The 15,916-nt window shown below is 72.3% G+C and carries 18 protein-coding genes; 6 read left to right on the forward strand and 12 right to left on the reverse strand.

The window, feature by feature from the left end:
- Window positions 1–68 precede the first annotated feature (68 nt).
- On the reverse strand, window positions 69–605 hold the full coding sequence (locus tag BJ975_RS09775; protein ID WP_179425362.1) for a hypothetical protein: 537 nt from the start codon (window positions 603–605) through the stop codon (window positions 69–71).
- 77 nt (window positions 606–682) lie between these two features.
- On the opposite strand from BJ975_RS09775, the gene BJ975_RS09780 reads away from it, so the two are divergent.
- The 3 genes from BJ975_RS09780 (at window position 683) to BJ975_RS09790 (ending at window position 1,766) form a co-directional block, all read left to right on the forward strand.
- Window positions 683–1,057, forward strand: coding sequence for a hypothetical protein (locus tag BJ975_RS09780; RefSeq protein ID WP_179425364.1), 375 nt, complete (start codon window positions 683–685; stop codon window positions 1,055–1,057).
- A 68-nt stretch (window positions 1,058–1,125) separates the two neighbouring features.
- Window positions 1,126–1,521, forward strand: a complete 396-nt coding sequence (locus tag BJ975_RS09785; RefSeq protein ID WP_179425366.1) for a hypothetical protein — start codon at window positions 1,126–1,128, stop codon at window positions 1,519–1,521.
- Window positions 1,518–1,766: a hypothetical protein gene (locus BJ975_RS09790; RefSeq protein ID WP_179425368.1), complete on the forward strand. Its 249-nt coding sequence runs from the start codon at window positions 1,518–1,520 to the stop codon at window positions 1,764–1,766. Before BJ975_RS09785 ends, BJ975_RS09790 begins: the two co-directional genes overlap by 4 nt.
- Before the next feature lie 10 nt (window positions 1,767–1,776).
- On the opposite strand, the gene BJ975_RS09795 is transcribed toward BJ975_RS09790, so the two are convergent.
- The 6 genes from BJ975_RS09795 to BJ975_RS09820 all read right to left on the reverse strand — a co-directional run bounded on the left by BJ975_RS09795 (window position 1,777) and on the right by BJ975_RS09820 (window position 6,606).
- The gene (locus BJ975_RS09795) at window positions 1,777–2,256 is read right to left on the reverse strand and encodes a pyridoxamine 5'-phosphate oxidase family protein (protein ID WP_179425370.1); all 480 of its coding nucleotides are present in this window, start codon (window positions 2,254–2,256) and stop codon (window positions 1,777–1,779) included.
- A 47-nt stretch (window positions 2,257–2,303) separates the two neighbouring features.
- Window positions 2,304–2,594, reverse strand: a complete 291-nt coding sequence (locus BJ975_RS09800; protein ID WP_179425372.1) for a DUF1540 domain-containing protein — start codon at window positions 2,592–2,594, stop codon at window positions 2,304–2,306.
- Between the two features lie 92 nt (window positions 2,595–2,686).
- The gene (gene gatB, locus BJ975_RS09805) at window positions 2,687–4,207 is read right to left on the reverse strand and encodes an Asp-tRNA(Asn)/Glu-tRNA(Gln) amidotransferase subunit GatB (RefSeq protein ID WP_179425374.1); all 1,521 of its coding nucleotides are present in this window, start codon (window positions 4,205–4,207) and stop codon (window positions 2,687–2,689) included.
- Window positions 4,204–5,709: an Asp-tRNA(Asn)/Glu-tRNA(Gln) amidotransferase subunit GatA gene (gene gatA, locus BJ975_RS09810; RefSeq protein ID WP_179425376.1), complete on the reverse strand. Its 1,506-nt coding sequence runs from the start codon at window positions 5,707–5,709 to the stop codon at window positions 4,204–4,206. Before gatA ends, gatB begins: the two co-directional genes overlap by 4 nt.
- Entirely contained in the window at window positions 5,706–6,008 is a 303-nt protein-coding gene (gene gatC / locus BJ975_RS09815) for an Asp-tRNA(Asn)/Glu-tRNA(Gln) amidotransferase subunit GatC (protein WP_179425378.1), read from the reverse strand. The genes gatA and gatC overlap by 4 nt, the downstream gene beginning before the upstream one ends.
- A 37-nt stretch (window positions 6,009–6,045) precedes the next feature.
- Window positions 6,046–6,606: a hypothetical protein gene (locus BJ975_RS09820; RefSeq protein ID WP_179425380.1), complete on the reverse strand. Its 561-nt coding sequence runs from the start codon at window positions 6,604–6,606 to the stop codon at window positions 6,046–6,048.
- 82 nt (window positions 6,607–6,688) lie between these two features.
- On the opposite strand from BJ975_RS09820, the gene BJ975_RS09825 reads away from it, so the two are divergent.
- Entirely contained in the window at window positions 6,689–7,393 is a 705-nt protein-coding gene (locus BJ975_RS09825; protein WP_179425382.1) for a cutinase family protein, read from the forward strand.
- Window position 7,394: 1 nt separating this feature from the next.
- On the opposite strand, the gene ligA is transcribed toward BJ975_RS09825, so the two are convergent.
- The gene (gene ligA / locus BJ975_RS09830; protein ID WP_179425384.1) at window positions 7,395–9,674 is read right to left on the reverse strand and encodes an NAD-dependent DNA ligase LigA; all 2,280 of its coding nucleotides are present in this window, start codon (window positions 9,672–9,674) and stop codon (window positions 7,395–7,397) included.
- A 94-nt stretch (window positions 9,675–9,768) separates the two neighbouring features.
- Here ligA and BJ975_RS09835 point away from each other — a divergent pair, with 94 nt between their 5' ends.
- Entirely contained in the window at window positions 9,769–10,770 is a 1,002-nt protein-coding gene (locus BJ975_RS09835; protein ID WP_179425386.1) for a DNA topoisomerase IB, read from the forward strand.
- 88 nt (window positions 10,771–10,858) lie between these two features.
- Here the strand turns inward: BJ975_RS09835 and BJ975_RS09840 are convergent, their stop codons facing one another.
- A complete protein-coding gene (locus BJ975_RS09840; RefSeq protein WP_179425388.1) occupies window positions 10,859–11,791 on the reverse strand; it encodes a uroporphyrinogen decarboxylase/cobalamine-independent methonine synthase family protein in 933 nt (310 codons plus the stop codon).
- A 41-nt stretch (window positions 11,792–11,832) separates the two neighbouring features.
- Here BJ975_RS09840 and BJ975_RS09845 point away from each other — a divergent pair, with 41 nt between their 5' ends.
- Window positions 11,833–12,360 (forward strand): GNAT family N-acetyltransferase, encoded by a 528-nt coding sequence (locus BJ975_RS09845; protein ID WP_179425390.1) that lies wholly within the window; start codon window positions 11,833–11,835, stop codon window positions 12,358–12,360.
- Here the strand turns inward: BJ975_RS09845 and BJ975_RS09850 are convergent.
- From BJ975_RS09850 to BJ975_RS09860, 3 genes are all read right to left on the reverse strand, one after another.
- Window positions 12,348–13,412: an NAD(P)-binding domain-containing protein gene (locus BJ975_RS09850; RefSeq protein ID WP_317628346.1), complete on the reverse strand. Its 1,065-nt coding sequence runs from the start codon at window positions 13,410–13,412 to the stop codon at window positions 12,348–12,350. The two genes, BJ975_RS09845 and BJ975_RS09850, sit on opposite strands and share 13 nt — an antisense overlap.
- 190 nt (window positions 13,413–13,602) lie before the next feature.
- Window positions 13,603–14,700, reverse strand: a complete 1,098-nt coding sequence (gene mnmA, locus BJ975_RS09855) for a tRNA 2-thiouridine(34) synthase MnmA (protein WP_179425394.1) — start codon at window positions 14,698–14,700, stop codon at window positions 13,603–13,605.
- Window positions 14,697–15,905: a cysteine desulfurase family protein gene (locus tag BJ975_RS09860; RefSeq protein ID WP_179425396.1), complete on the reverse strand. Its 1,209-nt coding sequence runs from the start codon at window positions 15,903–15,905 to the stop codon at window positions 14,697–14,699. Before BJ975_RS09860 ends, mnmA begins: the two co-directional genes overlap by 4 nt.
- Window positions 15,906–15,916: the final 11 nt, after the last annotated feature.

The following is a 15,916-nucleotide window of genomic DNA, read 5'->3' on the forward strand; positions in this document are numbered from 1 at the left end:
GAACGAGCGTCCCATGATCGTTCTGCGAATGTGGCGAAACAGGGTCAATCCAGCGGCGGCCCCTCGCGCTACCGGGCTGTCATCTCCACGAGGGACCCCGCCGCCTGCGTTCCGGTCTGGCAGAGGTGTCGACCCGAGCGCCGGTACGTGACGTCAGCACCATCGATCGTCAGCCGTCCAGGCCTCGTGGCGGTCACCGTCATCAGGATCTGTGATCGCCGGCCGTCCTGCCCGAACGTCCTTCTGGCCGTGGGCCCCGTCGTGGCGCAGAAATCGGCGATGTCCCGCTCCTCCCCGGAGCCGAGACCACCATTCGCATCCTTGAGCACGCACGTCAGGAACCCGAAGCGCGCAGCGGTCTCGTCCCGGACGACGCGTGGCGCGATGTCGAGGACCTTGACCGTCTCGTCCACTCCACTCAGGTGATCCACGACGGAGATGACGTGAGTCTGGCCCACAGTCAGGCTCTCGCCCTCCTGCCCTCCCTGGGCGAGAACAGTCGGGTGGGTCCACCAGTAGCCGGCGGCGAACAGCGCTGAGCCGAGCAGCAGGACGATCGCCTCGGCACCGACCCACCGGTACGCCACCGGGCGATCCACACGCATGTCGTGCACTCTCCCACGAGGACTGGCGCCAGCGGCCAGTTCCTCGAAATCGAGCCCGCCGCCCGTACGCTTTCGGGATGGCCAGGAAGAGGAGCCGGGACCGCCAGCTGCCGTTCTTCGTCATGGCGCGCACCGAGCACGGCCACTATCCGCACCCGGTGGAGGTCGCCGTTCACCCCGACGGGGCGAGCTCGCGCCTGTCCTTCTCCATCGGGCCGCATGCCGCGAACGCAGGAGGACAGATCGCGCTGGCTCGTGTCCTCGATGAGCAGCGGACCGGACTGAACCCGATGTTCGCGACGGAGTTCGACGTGGCCGAGCTGCACTGGCTCGTGCCCTTCCTGGTGCGGCTTCAGGCCGGCGAGGACGTGAACGACGAGATGGTGGCGGCCTACGCGACCCGGCACGGCCGCTCCCCGGAGGTGCTGTGGCAGGAGCACCACGGGGACTGAGCGGTACGGGCCGCGCGATGCTCTCGTGATGACCGGATCGCCAGCGGACGAGCGATACGATCACGCTCGTGCGCCGGGCCACGTATACGACTGCCGAGCTGACGGCCCTGAGTTTCGTCCTCGTCTTCTTCGGCTCCTCGCTCGTCATGCCGCTGAGCGAGGAAGGTGCCTCGTGGAGCTGGATCTACGCGGCGCTGTCCACGGTCAGCTCAGTCGTCGGCCTCGGACTCGTCGCGTTCGGGATCTGGTGTGGTGTCCGCCTGTGGCAGGCTCCCCGCGGGGCGTCGAACATCGGTGGCCTCGTCGCGATCGGGATGTTCGCGCTGTTCAGCATCCTGATGACTCTCGGTCCGCTCTCCAGCGGCGTCTGGCCGTGGGACGCCGCCCTGCTCGCGGCGCTGGGTCTCTACTTCCTCGCCATCCTGGTGCTGGAGATCTGGGCCGGGTCGAAGAGGCGACCGTGATCTCGGCGTTCGTGGAGCACCTCGTCGACCGGGTCCTCGAGCGGCTCACGCGGCACCCGGACGCCAACGCGGCCCGGGCGGCTTATCAGCAGGCCCTCCGTCAGCCGCCGGAGCTCCGCGATGCCGCGTTCCGCGAGGCGCTCGCGGACGAGGGCGTCACGTTGGACCTCGACGTCGAGGAGCACCTGCTCGGAGCGCTGAGCCACGGAGTCCCGGCGCGGCGCGCGTGCGCCGTGCTCGAGTAGGCGACTTGGCTCAGAGCTGAACGGTGTCGTTGTCGCCGAGGTCGGGCTGGGAGTCGGTGACGAGACCCTTCACGAACTGGACGGCCGCCGTGACCTTGCCCGGGGACTCCCAGTACTCCGCCGTGGTGGCGTCGATGCGCAGGGCGATGTTGTCGGGGTCCTCGGGGCCACCGGACATGAAGGCACCGGAGGACGCGTCCCAGAGGTCCTCGACCTTGCCGCGGTTCTGCTCGACGTGCGCGGTGCCGCTGAGGGAGACCCAGCCGGCGTCGCTGGCGTAGGCCACGTTCACGCGCGGGTCTGCCTCCAGGGCCTGCACCTTCTCGCTGCTGCGCTCGGTGAGGAACCACGTCGTGCCGGGGTGGTCGAAGTCCTGCACGCCCATCGGCGTGGACACGAGGAGGCCCTCCTGCGAGACGTACGTCAGGACCGCGATCCTGGTGTCGCGCATGATCTTGGTGACGGTCTCGGTCTGGTCGCGTGAGGTCATGCCTCGACCCTCGCACCACGACCGGGAGACCGCCTCTCGAGGAGCGGCTACGCCACCTGGTAGGTCAGGCAGTCCGCGGCGTCGGCGCCCGGCCCGACCCGGATCGAGTCCGCGTGGCACTCGAGATGGTCGTTGTGGGTGCAGTCGGTGCGGTGACAGGCGCCGACCATCGCGGTCGCGGTGGGCAGGCCACCGGAGACGCTGATGTCGATGAACGTGCCGCAGCCGGCCTCGGTCCCCGTGATGTTGATGGCCCCTGCGTGGCACTCGTGGTCCGCGTTGTACGAGCAGCCCTCGACCGCGCAGTCGTGGACGGGTGGCAGTTCCTTGACGCTCATGGTCGCCTCCGGCGGTGGTGGTCCTGCCTTCGACGGTACGACGACGCCCCCGCACTGAGGGAAGACTCAGTACGGGGGCGTTTCGTCGTGCGTCAGGAGAGCTTCTCGAGGATCAGCTCGCGCACGCGGCCGGCGTCGGCCTGGCCGCGCATCTCCTTCATGACGAAGCCGATCAGCGCTCCGGCGGCGGCCTGCTTGCCGTCGCGGATCTTCTGCGCGGCGTCGGGGTCGTTCGCGATCGCTCGGTCGACGGCCTCGCCGAGCGCGCCGTCGTCCGAGACCACCTCGAGGCCGCGGGAGGCCACGACCGCCTCGGGCTCACCCTCGCCGGCCAGCACCCCCTCGAAGACCTGGCGGGCCAGCTTGTCGTTGATCCGGCCGGCGTCGATCAGGCCCTGGATCTGGGCGACCTGGGCCGGGGTGATCGCCAGCGCGCTGACGTCGGTGCCCTGCTCGTTGGCCGTGCGGGCCAGCTCGCCGAGCCACCACTTCTTGGCGACCTGCGGCGAGGCGCCCGCGGCCACGGTCTCGACGACGAGGTCGAGCGCACCCGCGCCCACCGTGTCGCGCATGTCGAGATCGCTGAAGCCCCACTCGGACTGCAGGCGCTTGCGGCGCTCCGACGGCGGCTCGGGCAGCGTGCCGCGCAGCTCCTCGACCCACTCGCGCGACGGGGCGACGGGCGCCAGGTCGGGCTCGGGGAAGTAGCGGTAGTCGTCGGCGTCGGACTTCGGGCGGCCGGCCGACGTGGTGCCGTCGGACTCGTGGAAGTGACGCGTCTCCTGCAGGATCGAGCCACCCGCGTCGAGGATCCCGGCGTGCCGGCTGATCTCGTAGCGGACGGCGCGCTCCACCGAGCGGAACGAGTTGACGTTCTTGGTCTCCGAGCGGGTGCCGAGCTGGTCGGAGCCCAGCGGCTTCAGCGACAGGTTGACGTCGGCGCGCATCGAGCCCTGGTCCATGCGGGCGTCCGAGACGCCGAGGGCGACCATGAGGTCGCGGACCTGGTTGACGAACGCGCGCGCGACCGCGGGCGCCTTGTCGCCGGGGACCTCGATCGTGCGGGTGACGATCTCGATCAGGGGGATGCCGGCGCGGTTGTAGTCCAGCAGCGAGTAGTCGGCGCCGTGGATGCGACCCGTGCTGCCGCCGACGTGCAGCGACTTGCCCGTGTCCTCCTCCATGTGCGCACGCTCGATCTGGATGCGGAAGGTCTCGCCCTCGCCCCCGTCCTCGGAAGGCACAGTGACATCGGTCCACCCGTCGAAGGCGATCGGCTCGTCGTACTGCGACGTCTGGAAGTTCTTCGGCATGTCCGGGTAGAAGTAGTTCTTCCGCGCGAAGCGGCACCACTCGGCGATCTCGCAGTTGAGCGCCAGACCCATCCGGATCGCTGACTCGACGGCCTTCGCGTTCACCACCGGCAGGGCGCCCGGCAGGCCCAGGCACACGGGGCAGATCTGCGTGTTCGGCTCGGCGCCGAACGCCGTGGAGCAGCCGCAGAACATCTTCGACGCCGTGTTGAGCTCGACGTGGATCTCCAGGCCCATCACGGGCTGGTACCGGGTCAGGGCGTCCTCGAGCGGGACGAGCTTCGTGTCGGTGGTGCTCATCGGGCGGCCTCCAGCTCGGGGGCGAGTGCGGCGAAGGGGCTGCCGTCGCGCTCGGCGACGAGGCGCTCCACGGCGGCACCCGCGTTGTACAGGCGGTCGTCGGCCATCGCGGGGGCGAGGAACTGCAGGCCCACCGGCAGGCCTTCGGACAGGCCGATCGGCAGCGAGATGCCGGGCACGCCGGCGAGGTTGGCCGGGATCGTCGCGATGTCCTGGGCATACATGGCCAGCGGGTCGTCGAGCTTCTCCCCCAGGCGCCACGCGACGGCGGGCGACGTGGGCGAGGCGAGGACGTCGACCTGCTCGAACGCGGCCTCGAAATCGCGCGCGATCAGTGTGCGCACCTTCTGGGCCGAGCCGTAGTACGCGTCGTAGTAGCCGCTCGAGAGGGCGTAGGTGCCCAGGATGATGCGGCGCTTGACCTCGTCGCCGAAGCCCGCGTCGCGCGAGGCGGCCATGACCTGCTCGGCGCTGGGCACCTCGACGCCGTCGGGCGAGACGCGCAGGCCGTACCGCATGGCGTCGAACTTGGCGAGGTTGCTGCTGACCTCGCTCGGCATCACCAGGTAGTAGGCGGCCAGGCCGTGCGCGAAGCTCGGGCACGAGACCTCGACGATCTCGGCGCCGGCCTTCGCGAGGAGCTCGATCGACTCCTCGAAGCGCTGGCGCACGCCGGGCTGGAAGCCCTCGCCGCCGAGCTCGCGGATGACGCCGACCCGCAGGCCCGAGACGTCGGCGCGGCGGGCGGCCTCGACCACCGGCGGCACCGGGACGTCGAGGCTGGTGGAGTCGCGGGGGTCGTGTCCGGCCATCACCTCGTGCAGCAGCGCTGCGTCGAGGACGGTGCGGGTGACCGGGCCGGCCTGGTCGAGGCTGCTGGCCATCGCGACGAGCCCGTACCGGGAGACACCGCCGTACGTGGGCTTCACGCCGACGGTCCCGGTGACGGCGCCGGGCTGACGGATCGAGCCGCCGGTGTCGGTGCCCACGGCGAGAGGCGCCTCGAACGCGGCCACCGCGGCCGCCGAGCCGCCGCCGGAGCCGCCGGGGATCCGGTCGGTGTCCCACGGGTTGCGGGTGGGGCCGTAGGCCGAGTGCTCGGTGGAGGAGCCCATCGCGAACTCGTCCATGTTGGTCTTGCCCAGGATCGGCAGGCCCGCGGCCTTGAGTCGCGAGACGACCGTGGCGTCGTACGGCGGGATCCAGCCCTCGAGCATCCTCGAGCCGCACGTGGTGGGCAGGCCCGTGGTGGTCAGGACGTCCTTGACCGCGATCGGCACGCCGGCCAGGTGGTGCAGGGACTCCCCCGCGTCGCGGCGGCGGTCGACGTCGGCGGCCGCGGCGAGCGCGCCCTCGGCGTCGACGTGCAGGTAGGCGTGGATCTCGCCGTCGACCGCGGCGATCCGGTCGAGGTGCTGCTGCGTGACCTCGACGGAGGTGACGGAGCCCTCGGCGAGCGCCGCCGCGAGGTCAGCGGCGGTGGAACGGGTCAGGTCGCTCATTCTTCTCCCAGGATCTGCGGGACGAGGAAGCGCTGTTCCTCACTGGCGGGGGCACCGGCGAGCGCCTCGTCGGGCGTCAGGCTCGGCGTCACCTCGTCGGGACGGAATACGTTGGTCACCGGCACGGGGTGACTCATGGCCGGGACGTCGTCGCCGGCGGCCTGCTGAACGACCTGGACGTAGTCGAGGATCGCGGGGAGCTCGGCCCCCAGGCGATCGAGCTCGGACTCGGACAGTTCGATCCGCGCGAGGCTCGCCAGATGGGCGACGTCGTCGCGGGAGATCTCGGGTGACGACATGCCTTCCATCCTAGTGACGACATCGGACCGCCAGCACTCAGGACGCCCGGTGGTAGGTCAGCTCCCAGCGGCCCTCGACCCACTCGACCTCGAACCGGACGCCGGACGTGTGCGCCGGCTCCTCACCCCTGAGCTCACCGCTCCGCGGGTCGAACCGTCGTGAGGGCGGGGAGTGGATCTCGGCCTCCACGACGAACCTGTTCTCGCTCGGATTCTCGAGCGACATGATCCGCACCGTGGGCCGCTCCTCGTAGAGGTGGATCTCTTGGGCGTAGAACGCACCGACGTCGCCCGCCAGGACGCACAGGTGGCACGACTCCGCGTCGCCGAGGTCCGCGAGCGAGGAGGGATCCTGCGCGGCGAAGGCGTACGTCGGCACCGCCACGAGATAGTCGACGTAGGCGCGCAGGCCCTCCTCGGACTTCACATCTCGAGGACGCTCGGGCCTGAGTAGCTGGTTCCACCCCTCACTCGCCGCCGGCGTCTTCGTCGGGGCGGTGAGCTCGGGAGTCGGCGTGGGGTCATCGTCACCTCCCCAGCACCCTGCCAGCGGCAGCACGAGGACCAACGAGGCGGCCAAGGCGCGCAGACGATGCATCAGCACCCCTCCCCGAGATGCGGTCACGACTGGCTTCACCGTACGCGCCCGTCAGCGGCGGCGATGGGCGAGGATGACGTCCATGCTCCCTCGGACCGCGGCGCTCGCCATGGGATGCGCGCTGCTCACGGGATGCCAGAGCAGTCCGACCGATGAGCGCGAGCAGGCGTCGAGCTGTCCCGTCATCGAGATCGTCGGCATCCGCGGGCAGGGCCAGTCGCTCGACGCGCATCGCGGCCTCGGTGCCGAGGTGGACGAGATCGCGACGGCCCTCGCCGACGATCTCGCGTCGACCGGCACCGTGCGGACGACGGCGATCCGGCACGAGAGCGGCCTCAGGAGCTGGGACGACTACGTCACGGACGTCGCCGAAGGGCGCGAGCTGCTGGGCGAGCGGCTGCGGTCGCTCGCCGCCGAGTGCCCTGACACCCGGGTCGCCGTGATCGGCTTCAGCCAGGGTTCGCAGATCGCCCGCGAGGCGCTGGCGGCCGAGCCGGGGCTGGCGCGCGACGTGGACGCGCTGGTGCTGGTGGGCAGCCCGTTGCGCGACCCGTCGTCGCCGTTCCACCACGTGGAGCTGCCCGGTGGCGTGCCGTCGGCCGGTGGCCGGCTCGGCCCCGGCCCGGACCTCGGCGACCTGTCCGCGCGAACCGTGGAGGCCTGCGTCACCGGTGACACCGTGTGCGCGAACGACGGCTCGTCCGACCTCGCCGTGCACCGGAAGGCCTACGAGAGGCCGGCCGTGGCGCAGGCGATCGCGGACGCCGCCGACGACGTGCTGGGCTGACTCACGCCAGCGCGTCGGGGCCGCCCGCGAGCAGCTTGACGAAGCCCGCCTCGTCGAGGATCGGGACGCCGAGCTCCTCGGCCTTGTCGGCCTTCGAGCCCGCGTTCTCGCCCACGACGACGTAGTCGGTCTTCTTGCTCACCGAGCCGGCCGGCTTGCCGCCGGCGGCGATGATCGCCTCCTTGACCGAGTCACGCGTGAAGCCCTCGAGCCCGCCGGTGACGACGACCGTGAGCCCGTCGAGCACTCCCCCGGCCGTGGACGCGGCGCCGGGGCCCGGGTGGTCGGGGATCGCGAAGCGCACACCGGCGGCCTGCCACTGGTCGACGATCTCGCGGTGCCAGTCGACCTCGAACCAGTCGGTGACCGAGTCGGCGATGATCCCACCGACTCCCTCGACCGCCGCGAGCTCCTCACGCGTGGCCGCCCGAATCGCCTCGATCGACCCGAACCACTGCGCCAGTGCCCTCGCCGCGACCGGGCCGACGTGGCGGATGTTGAGCGACACCAGCTGGCGCCAGAAGTCCTTGGTCTTGGCCTTCTCGAGCTCGTCGAGCAGCACCTGGGCCTGCTTGGACGGATCTCCCGTCTTGACCCGGAACGGCGTGCGGACCACGGGCTCGCCGGTCTTCTCGTCGAGCTTCGGCTCGCCGGTCTCGGCGTCGCGGACCTCGACCTCGATCGGGACGAGCTGGTCGATCGTGAGGGAGAACAGCCCGGCCTCGGAGTCGAGCGGAGCGCCCTTGCCCTGGGTGAGCGCGGCGGCCGTGACCTCGCCGAGCGCCTCGATGTCGAGGGCGCCGCGCGAGCCGACGTGCTCGACGCGTCCGCGCACCTGCGCCGGGCAGGTGCGGGCGTTGGGGCAGCGGAGGTCCTTGTCGCCCTCCTTCATCGCCCGCAGCGGCGTGCCGCACTCGGGGCAGCCCTCAGGCATGACGAACGCGCGCTCGCTGCCGTCGCGGCGCTCGACGACCGGACCGAGGACCTCGGGGATCACGTCGCCGGCCTTGCGCAGGACGACGGTGTCGCCGATCAGCACGCCCTTGGCCTTCACGACGTCCTGGTTGTGGAGGGTGGCCTGGCGGACGACGCTGCCGGCCACCCGGACCGGCTCCATCTGCGCGTACGGCGTGGCGCGGCCCGTGCGGCCGACCGACACGACGATGTCGAGCAGCCGGGTCTGGACCTCCTCGGGCGGGTACTTGTAGGCGATCGCCCACCGCGGCGCGCGGCTGGTCTCGCCGAGCTCGGGGTGCAGGGCGAGCTCGTCGACCTTGACGACGAGGCCGTCGATCTCGTGCTGGAGCGAGTGCCGCTGACCGCCCAGCTCCTCCATGCGCGCCACCACGGCGTCGACGTCGTCGAGGACGCGCGTGTTCGGGCTGGTGGGCAGGCCCCAGCCCTGCAGCAGGTCGTAGACCTCGCTCTGGGCGGCGACCGGCGGGCGCTCCCAGGCACCGATGCCGTGGACGTAGAGGTTGAGCACCGCGATGCGCTCGTGGCCGGCCTCGAGCTCGAGGCCCGACTTCTTGTCGAGCTGCTGGCGCAGGCCGCCGCTGGCGGCGTTGCGCGGGTTGGCGAAGGCCGGGAAGCGGCGGGCCGCACTGGCGGTGGCGCGCTCCTCGCTGACGCCGCGGCTCGTGGACTCGGCGACGGCGCGATCGCGCAGGTCGGCCTGGAACGCGTTGAGCCGCTCGAACTCGGCGATGCCGATGAAGACCTCGCCGCGGACCTCGACGAGCGGCGGGTGGCCCTCGCCGTCGAGTCGCTCGGGGATGCCGCGGACCTTCAGCGCGTTGACCGTGACGTCCTCGCCGACCCGCCCGTCGCCGCGCGTGGCGGCCGAGACCAGCACGCCGTCCTCGTAGCGCAGGTTGATCGCGAGGCCGTCGATCTTGGCCTCGGTGAGCCAGCGGACCTGGCGGCCCGCCGCGCGCTCGGTCTTGGCGCACCATTCGCGCAGGTCCTCGGGCGAGAAGACGTTGTCGAGGCTGAGCATCCGCTCGGCGTGCTGGATCGGCGGCAGCGCCGTGGCGCCCGTGGCCGCGCCGACGTTCAGCGTGGGCGAGTCCTGCCCCTGCAGCTCGGGGTGGAGCCGCTCGAGCTCCTCCAGCCGGTGCATCCAGCCGTCGTACGTGGCGTCGTCGACGAGCGACGTGTCCTGGCCGTAGTAGGCGTCCCGTGCACGCTCGATCTGCTCGGTGAGCTCGGCCGCCTCCGTGCGCGCACCCGCCGCGCCGGGATCGTCGTCGGGGACCGCCGTCGCACGTGTTTCCGCCATGTCGCCGAGCCTAGTGCGAGCGTCGGACACTGCCACGCCGGTGCGCGCGTGCGGCCGAGTTGCCGCGCGCCGCGAGCGACCTAAGGTGCGGAACATGAGACTTCGCCGCGTGACGACCCGCACCCGGGGCTGGACGCGGCGGCGTGCCGGGCGCGGGTGGACCTACCTCGACGAGCTCGGCGCCACGATCACCGGCGAGGAGCGCGAGCGCATCGAGGCCCTGGTGATCCCGCCCGCGTGGACCGACGTCTGGATCAGCCCGTGGGAGAACGGTCACCTGCAGGCCACCGGCGTGGACGAGGCCGGGCGGACGCAGTACCTCTACCACCCCGAATGGGTGCGCCAGCGGAACCTGGAGAAGTTCGACCGGGTCAGCCAGATCGCCCAGGAGCTGCCGAAGCTGCGCGCGCTCGTGACCGACCACATCACCGCGACCGACTCGTCGCGCGAGCACGCGGCCGCGGTGGCGGTGCGCCTGCTGGACTCGGGCTCGTTCCGCGTCGGCAACGACGTCTACGCCCGCCAGGGCAGCTTCGGGCTGACCACGCTGGAGCGGCGCCACGTGCGCGCCAAGGGCGAGACGCTCGTGTTCAGGTTCATCGGCAAGTCCGGCGTGGAGCACCAGGTGGTGCTCGAGGACGCGCCGGTCGTGGACGCCGTGAACCGGATGCGGCGGCGGCGCGGCGGCGGGCCTCGACTGCTCGAGTACCGCGCCAACCGGGCGCGCTACGCGCTGGACTCCTCCGACGTCAACGAGTACCTGCGCGAGCAGACCGGCCTCGACATCAGCGCGAAGGACCTGCGCACGTGGGCCGCCACCGTGCTCGCGGCCGAGGTGCTGGCGCTGTCCGACGAGCCCGGTGACACGAAGGCGTCGCGGGCCCGGGCGGTGCGCTCGGCGATGACCGAGGTCGCGCTGGCGCTCGGCAACACGCCCTCGGTGGTGCGCAGCTCCTACGTCGATCCGCGCCTGGTGAGCCTCTACGAGTCCGGCACCGTCATCCCGCGGCAGTCCTTCGAGCAGGAGATCGACGAGCTCGAGCGCCGCAACGCGATCGAGCGCGAGACGCTCCGGCTGCTCCGCAAGGCCGACTGAGCTCTCGGCCCCTACCGAGATTTGCTCCCATTTCCACCTTTCAGACCGGTTGAAAGGTAGAAACTGGAGCAAATCTCGGCGGGGGCAGTCAGGTCAAGGAGCGGGCGGCGGTGGCGGCGAGCTCGAGGGCGCGGCGGGCGTCGGCGGGCGAGCGGCCCGCGAGGCCGCAGGCGGGGGTCACCGCGCCGCGCGCGGCGAACGACTCCGCCGCGAACCCGAGCCGTCCCATGAAGTCCTCGACCCGAGCCGCGTCGGCCCCGCCGAACCACAGGTCGGTGCCGGACTCGAAGGCCTGCGCCCACTCGTCCGACGGCCGGGCCAGCGACACGTCGAACGCGATCGCCTCGAAGCCCGCGCCGGCCAGCAGCGCGACGGGCACGTCGGGCGCGCACGAGTGCACGACGGGCCGCGCACCCTCGTCCACGATCGCCCGGACGACGGGCCGCAGCAGCGCGTCGGCGAGCGGCGCGTCGACCGATCGGTGCCGTCCGAAGCCACTCGCGGTCGGCACCTTGCCGCCCAGCACGGCGGTGATCGCGGGCTCGTCCACCTGGACGGTGAGCTCGCCGCTGAACCGCCGGCGCAGCTCGCGCACGTGATCGCGGACGCCCTCGCCCAGCGCCTCCGCCAGCTCGCGTCGCGCCCCGTGGTCGGAGAGCACCTTGTCGCCGCGCGGCCGCTCGACCATGGCGGCGAGCGTCAGCGGACCGGTGACCTGCTGCTTGACCGCGGCATCGTGCTCGGCGAGCAGCTCCTCGAGCAGGTCGAGGTCGGCCCGCAGCGCCGAGCGGGCGCGACGCTGGTCCATGCCCTCCCCCGGCGCGAGTCGCCAGCCGGCGGGCTGCAGGTCGATCGGCAGCGGCACGAGCCCGAGCGTGCGGCCGAGCATCGCCGACGGCGCGCCGCGGTCGGGCAGCTCGGGGACGAAGACGATCCCGTCGTCGCCGAAGGTGTCGATCACGTGCCGCGCGACGGGAGCGAGCTCCTCGCCGGGCATGGATCCGATCCCCGTGGCGCGCATGCCGACGATTCTCCCGCACGGTCGCCTGTGAGAATCATCCGGTGACCGTTCGACCCGCCACGGAAGCCGACCTGCCCGCCCTGGCCGACCTGGCCGCGCGCACGTTCCCGCTCGCCTGCCCGCCCGACATGCCCGAGGCGAGCATGACCGCGTTCGTCGCCGAGCATCTGTCGCTCGAGCGGTTCGCGCAGTACCTCGCGCACGAGGTCGCCGAGGTCCTGGTGGCCGAGGACGACGGCGTCCTGACCGGCTACACGCTGACGTTCGCGCGCGAGCCCTACGACGATCACCTGGCCTCGCTCGTGCGGCTGCGGCCCACGGTGGAGCTCAGCAAGTGCTACGCCGACCCGACCGCGCACGGCACCGGCGTCGCCGCGCGGCTGATGGAGGCCGTCGTCGAGTCGGCGCGCGCCGCGGGCGCGGCCAGCGTGTGGCTGGGGGTGAACGGCCGCAACGCCCGGGCCCAGCGCTTCTACGCCAAGCAGGGCTTCGAGGTCGTCGGCGAGCGCCGCTTCGTCGTCGGCGCGCACACCGAGGACGACCTGGTCCTCGAGCGTCAGCTGGCCTGAGCGGAGGCCTGCTCCAGCGCCCGCTGCACCGCGCGGGCGGCCACGCGGCCGGCTCGGTTCGCGCCGATCGTCGAGGCCGAGGGGCCGTATCCGACCAACTGCACGCGCGGGTCCGCGACGGAGGTCGTCGAGGTCGCCGTCGTGTCCCCCAGCTGGATGCCGCCGAGCGGCGAACGCAGCCTCAGCGGTCGCAAGTGGTCGACGTCGGGCCGGAAGCCCGTCGCCCACAGGATGACGTCGACGGGCTCGAACGTGCCGTCGGCCCAGCGCACGCCGTCGGGCTCGATCCGCTCGAACATCGGCAGGCGCTCGTAGGCGCCGAGGCGCGCGGCCTCCTGCTCCTGGGGCCGCAGCATGAGCCCGGTGACGCTGACGACGCTGCGCGGCGGCAGTCCGCGACGCACTCGCTCCTCGACCATCGCGACGGCCGTGCGGCCCGCCTCCTGGTCGAACTCGTCCGTGCGCCAGACCGGCTCGCGTCGCGTGACCCAGAGGGTGTCGGTGAGGGGGCGCAGCAGGCCGAGGAACTGCACGGCCGACGCGCCACCGCCGACCACGAGCACGCGCTTCCCGCGGAAGTCCTCCGGATCGCCGAAGCCTGCGGTGTGCAGCTGGCGGCCCCTGAACGACTCCTGTCCCGGGTAGCGCGGCACGAACGGGCGACGCCAGGTGCCGGTGGCGTTCACGAGCGTGCGGGTGTGCCACGTGCGGCCGTCCTCGGCCTCCACGCGGAGCACGCCGTCCTCGTCGCGCACGGACCTCACCACCACCGGGCGCACGACGGGCAGGTCGTGGTGGGTCTCGTAGTCGCTGAAGTAGCCCGGCACGAAGTCGTTGGCACGCTCGGAGCCGCTGGCCGGCGGCACCGGGTCGTCCGGCAGGTCGGCGACCCCGTGGACGTCGGCCATCGTGAGGGCGTCCCACCGGTGCTGCCACGCCCCGCCCGCGCGAGGATTCGCGTCGAGGACGAGGTGGCGCACGCCGAGCCGGCTCAGGTGGAACGAGGTCGACAGGCCGGCCTGCCCGGCTCCGATGACGATGCTGTCCCACACGCCAGGGTCAACGGCTCCGGTCCCTCCGCGATTCCCCCGGGCACCCTCGGTGAGCGGTGAGCTGTCAACCGCACCCGGGTGGGAGCGGTGAGCTGTCAACCGCATCCGACCCTCGAAGGGTTGACCACTCACCGCTCAGCCAGCGGAAGGGTTGACCACTCACCGCCCTCCCAGCGGTCCGGGTCGGGGGTCAGGCGGCGACGGAGCGGGAGGTGCGCGCGATGGTGGCCGAGCCGACGACGCGGGTGCCGGCGTAGATCACGCAGGCCTGACCCGGGGCGATGCCGGTGGCGGGGTCGCGCAGCTCGACCCGGACGACGTCGCCGTCCACGGTGACGGTGGCGCGGTGCTCGTCGCCGTGGGCGCGCAGCTGGACCGTGCAGTCGAGCGGCTCGGTGGGCGGCTCGTCGCACCAGAGCGGCTTGATGCCCTCGATCGCGTCGATGGCCAAGTGCTCGCGCGGCCCGACCGTGACGGTGCCCGAGACCGGCTCGATGTCGAGCACGAAGCGCGGCTTGCCGTCGGACGCCGGGACGCCGAGGCGCAGACCCTTGCGCTGGCCGATCGTGAACGCGTAGGCGCCGTCGTGGGAGCCGACCTCGGCCCCGGACTCGTCGACGATCGGCCCGGGCCGCGGACCGAGCCTGTCGGCCAGCCAGCCCGCGTTGTCGCCGTCGGCGATGAAGCAGATGTCGTGGCTGTCGGGCTTGTTCGCCACCTGGAGCCCGCGGCGGGCGGCCTCCTCGCGCACGAGGGTCTTCGGGTCGTCGCCGAGCGGGAACACCGAGCGCCCCAGCTGGTCCTGCGTGAGCACGCCGAGGACATAGGACTGGTCCTTGCCGTGGTCGACGGCGCGGTGCAGCTCGACGACCTCTCCGCCAGCTCGCTCGGAGGTCGCCAGTCGCGCGTAGTGGCCGGTGACGACGCCGTCGAAGCCGAGCGCGACGGCCCGCTCGAGCACCGCCGCGAACTTGATCTTCTCGTTGCAGCGCAGGCACGGGTTGGGCGTGCGGCCGGCGGTGTACTCGGCGATGAAGTCGTCGACGACCTCGTCGGCGAACTCGTCGCTCATGTCCCACACGAAGAACGGGATGCCGATGACGTCGGCCGCGCGGCGCGCGTCACCCGCGTCCTCGATCGAGCAGCAGCCGCGGGCGCCGGAGCGGTAGGACCGCGGGTTGCGGCTGAGCGCGAGGTGCACCCCGGTGACGTCGTGGCCGGCGTCCACGGCGCGAGCGGCCGCGACGGCGGAGTCGACGCCGCCGGACATCGCCGCGATGAGCCTCATCGCGTGCGGCTCCGGACCAGGCCGGCCGAGCGGGCGCGCTCGTGGACGGCGGGCAGCACCTCGAGCAGGCGTTCGACGTCGGCCTCGGTGGAGGTGTGGCCGAGGCTGAACCGCAGCGAGCCCCGCGCGGCGGCGTCGTCGAAGCCCATCGCGAGCAGCACGTGGCTGGGCTGGGGCACGCCGGCCTGGCACGCCGAGCCGGTGGAGACCTCCACGCCCTGGGCGTCGAGCAGCATGAGCAGCGCGTCGCCCTCGCAGCCCGGGAACGTCACGTGCGCGATGTTCGGCAGACGGTGCGTGGGGCCGGGCTCGGGATCGCCGTTCACGACCGCCTCGGGCACGACGCGAGCGATGCCCTCGACGAGGCGCGTGCGCAGGGTCTCGATGCGGGCGGCGTTCTCCGCCTGTCGCTGCACCGTGAGCTCGAGGGCCGTGGCGAAGCCGGCGATCAGCGCCACGCCGACCGTGCCGGAGCGCAGGTCGCGCTCCTGGCCGCCGCCGTGCAGCAGCGGGGTGGCCTCGATCTCGCGGCGGATCACCAGCGCGCCCACGCCGACGGGGCCGCCGAGCTTGTGCGCGGTGACGGTCATCGCGTCGAGGCCCGTGCCCGCGAAGTCCAGCGGCAGGTAGCCGGCGGCCTGGACCGCGTCGGAGTGCACGGGGATGCCGTGCGCGCGGGCGATCTCGACGACCTCCCTGACGGGCTGGATCGTGCCCATCTCGTTGTTGGCCCACATCGTGGTGATCGCCGTGACGTCCTCGGGACGGTCCTCGATGGACTCGCGGAGGGCGTCGAGGCGCACGCGGCCCTGGCGGTCGACGGGCGTGACGTCGATGCGGGCGCCCTCGTGCGCGGCGAGCCAGGTGACGGGGTCGAGCAGGGCGTGGTGCTCGATCGAGCTGAAGACGATGCGGTCGCGCTGCGGATCGGCGGATCGGCGCGACCAGAAGAGTCCCTTGATCGCGAGGTTGTTGGCCTCGGTGCCGCCGGAGCAGAACACGACCTCGCTGGGCCGGGCGCCCAGTCGCTCGGCGATCGACTCGCGCGACTCCTCCACGACGCGGCGGGCGCGGCGGCCGGCCTCGTGCAGGCTCGAGGGGTTCCCCGTGCGGCGCAGCTCGTCGTGCATCACCTCGACGGCCTCGGGCCACATCGTGGTGGTGGCCGCGTGGTCGAGGTAGACGCGATCGGGGGTCGTGCTCATCGTCTCCAGCG

The sequence above is a fragment of the Aeromicrobium tamlense genome (assembly GCF_013408555.1).
Lineage (GTDB): Bacteria > Actinomycetota > Actinomycetes > Propionibacteriales > Nocardioidaceae > Aeromicrobium > Aeromicrobium tamlense.

Excerpts from the sequence above, each read along its gene's own strand:
- BJ975_RS09775 (WP_179425362.1), bottom strand. The coding sequence starts at position 605 with ATGCGTGTGGATCGCCCGGTGGCGTACCGGTGGGTCGGTGCCGAGGCG.
- BJ975_RS09780 (WP_179425364.1), top strand. The coding sequence starts at position 683 with ATGGCCAGGAAGAGGAGCCGGGACCGCCAGCTGCCGTTCTTCGTCATG.
- BJ975_RS09795 (WP_179425370.1), bottom strand. The coding sequence starts at position 2,256 with ATGACCTCACGCGACCAGACCGAGACCGTCACCAAGATCATGCGCGAC.
- BJ975_RS09800 (WP_179425372.1), bottom strand. The coding sequence starts at position 2,594 with ATGAGCGTCAAGGAACTGCCACCCGTCCACGACTGCGCGGTCGAGGGC.
- gatB (WP_179425374.1), bottom strand. The coding sequence starts at position 4,207 with ATGAGCACCACCGACACGAAGCTCGTCCCGCTCGAGGACGCCCTGACC.
- gatA (WP_179425376.1), bottom strand. The coding sequence starts at position 5,709 with ATGAGCGACCTGACCCGTTCCACCGCCGCTGACCTCGCGGCGGCGCTC.
- gatC (WP_179425378.1), bottom strand. The coding sequence starts at position 6,008 with ATGTCGTCACCCGAGATCTCCCGCGACGACGTCGCCCATCTGGCGAGC.
- BJ975_RS09820 (WP_179425380.1), bottom strand. The coding sequence starts at position 6,606 with ATGCATCGTCTGCGCGCCTTGGCCGCCTCGTTGGTCCTCGTGCTGCCG.
- BJ975_RS09825 (WP_179425382.1), top strand. The coding sequence starts at position 6,689 with ATGCTCCCTCGGACCGCGGCGCTCGCCATGGGATGCGCGCTGCTCACG.
- ligA (WP_179425384.1), bottom strand. The coding sequence starts at position 9,674 with ATGGCGGAAACACGTGCGACGGCGGTCCCCGACGACGATCCCGGCGCG.
- BJ975_RS09835 (WP_179425386.1), top strand. The coding sequence starts at position 9,769 with ATGAGACTTCGCCGCGTGACGACCCGCACCCGGGGCTGGACGCGGCGG.
- BJ975_RS09840 (WP_179425388.1), bottom strand. The coding sequence starts at position 11,791 with ATGCGCGCCACGGGGATCGGATCCATGCCCGGCGAGGAGCTCGCTCCC.
- mnmA (WP_179425394.1), bottom strand. The coding sequence starts at position 14,700 with ATGAGGCTCATCGCGGCGATGTCCGGCGGCGTCGACTCCGCCGTCGCG.
- BJ975_RS09860 (WP_179425396.1), bottom strand. The coding sequence starts at position 15,905 with ATGAGCACGACCCCCGATCGCGTCTACCTCGACCACGCGGCCACCACC.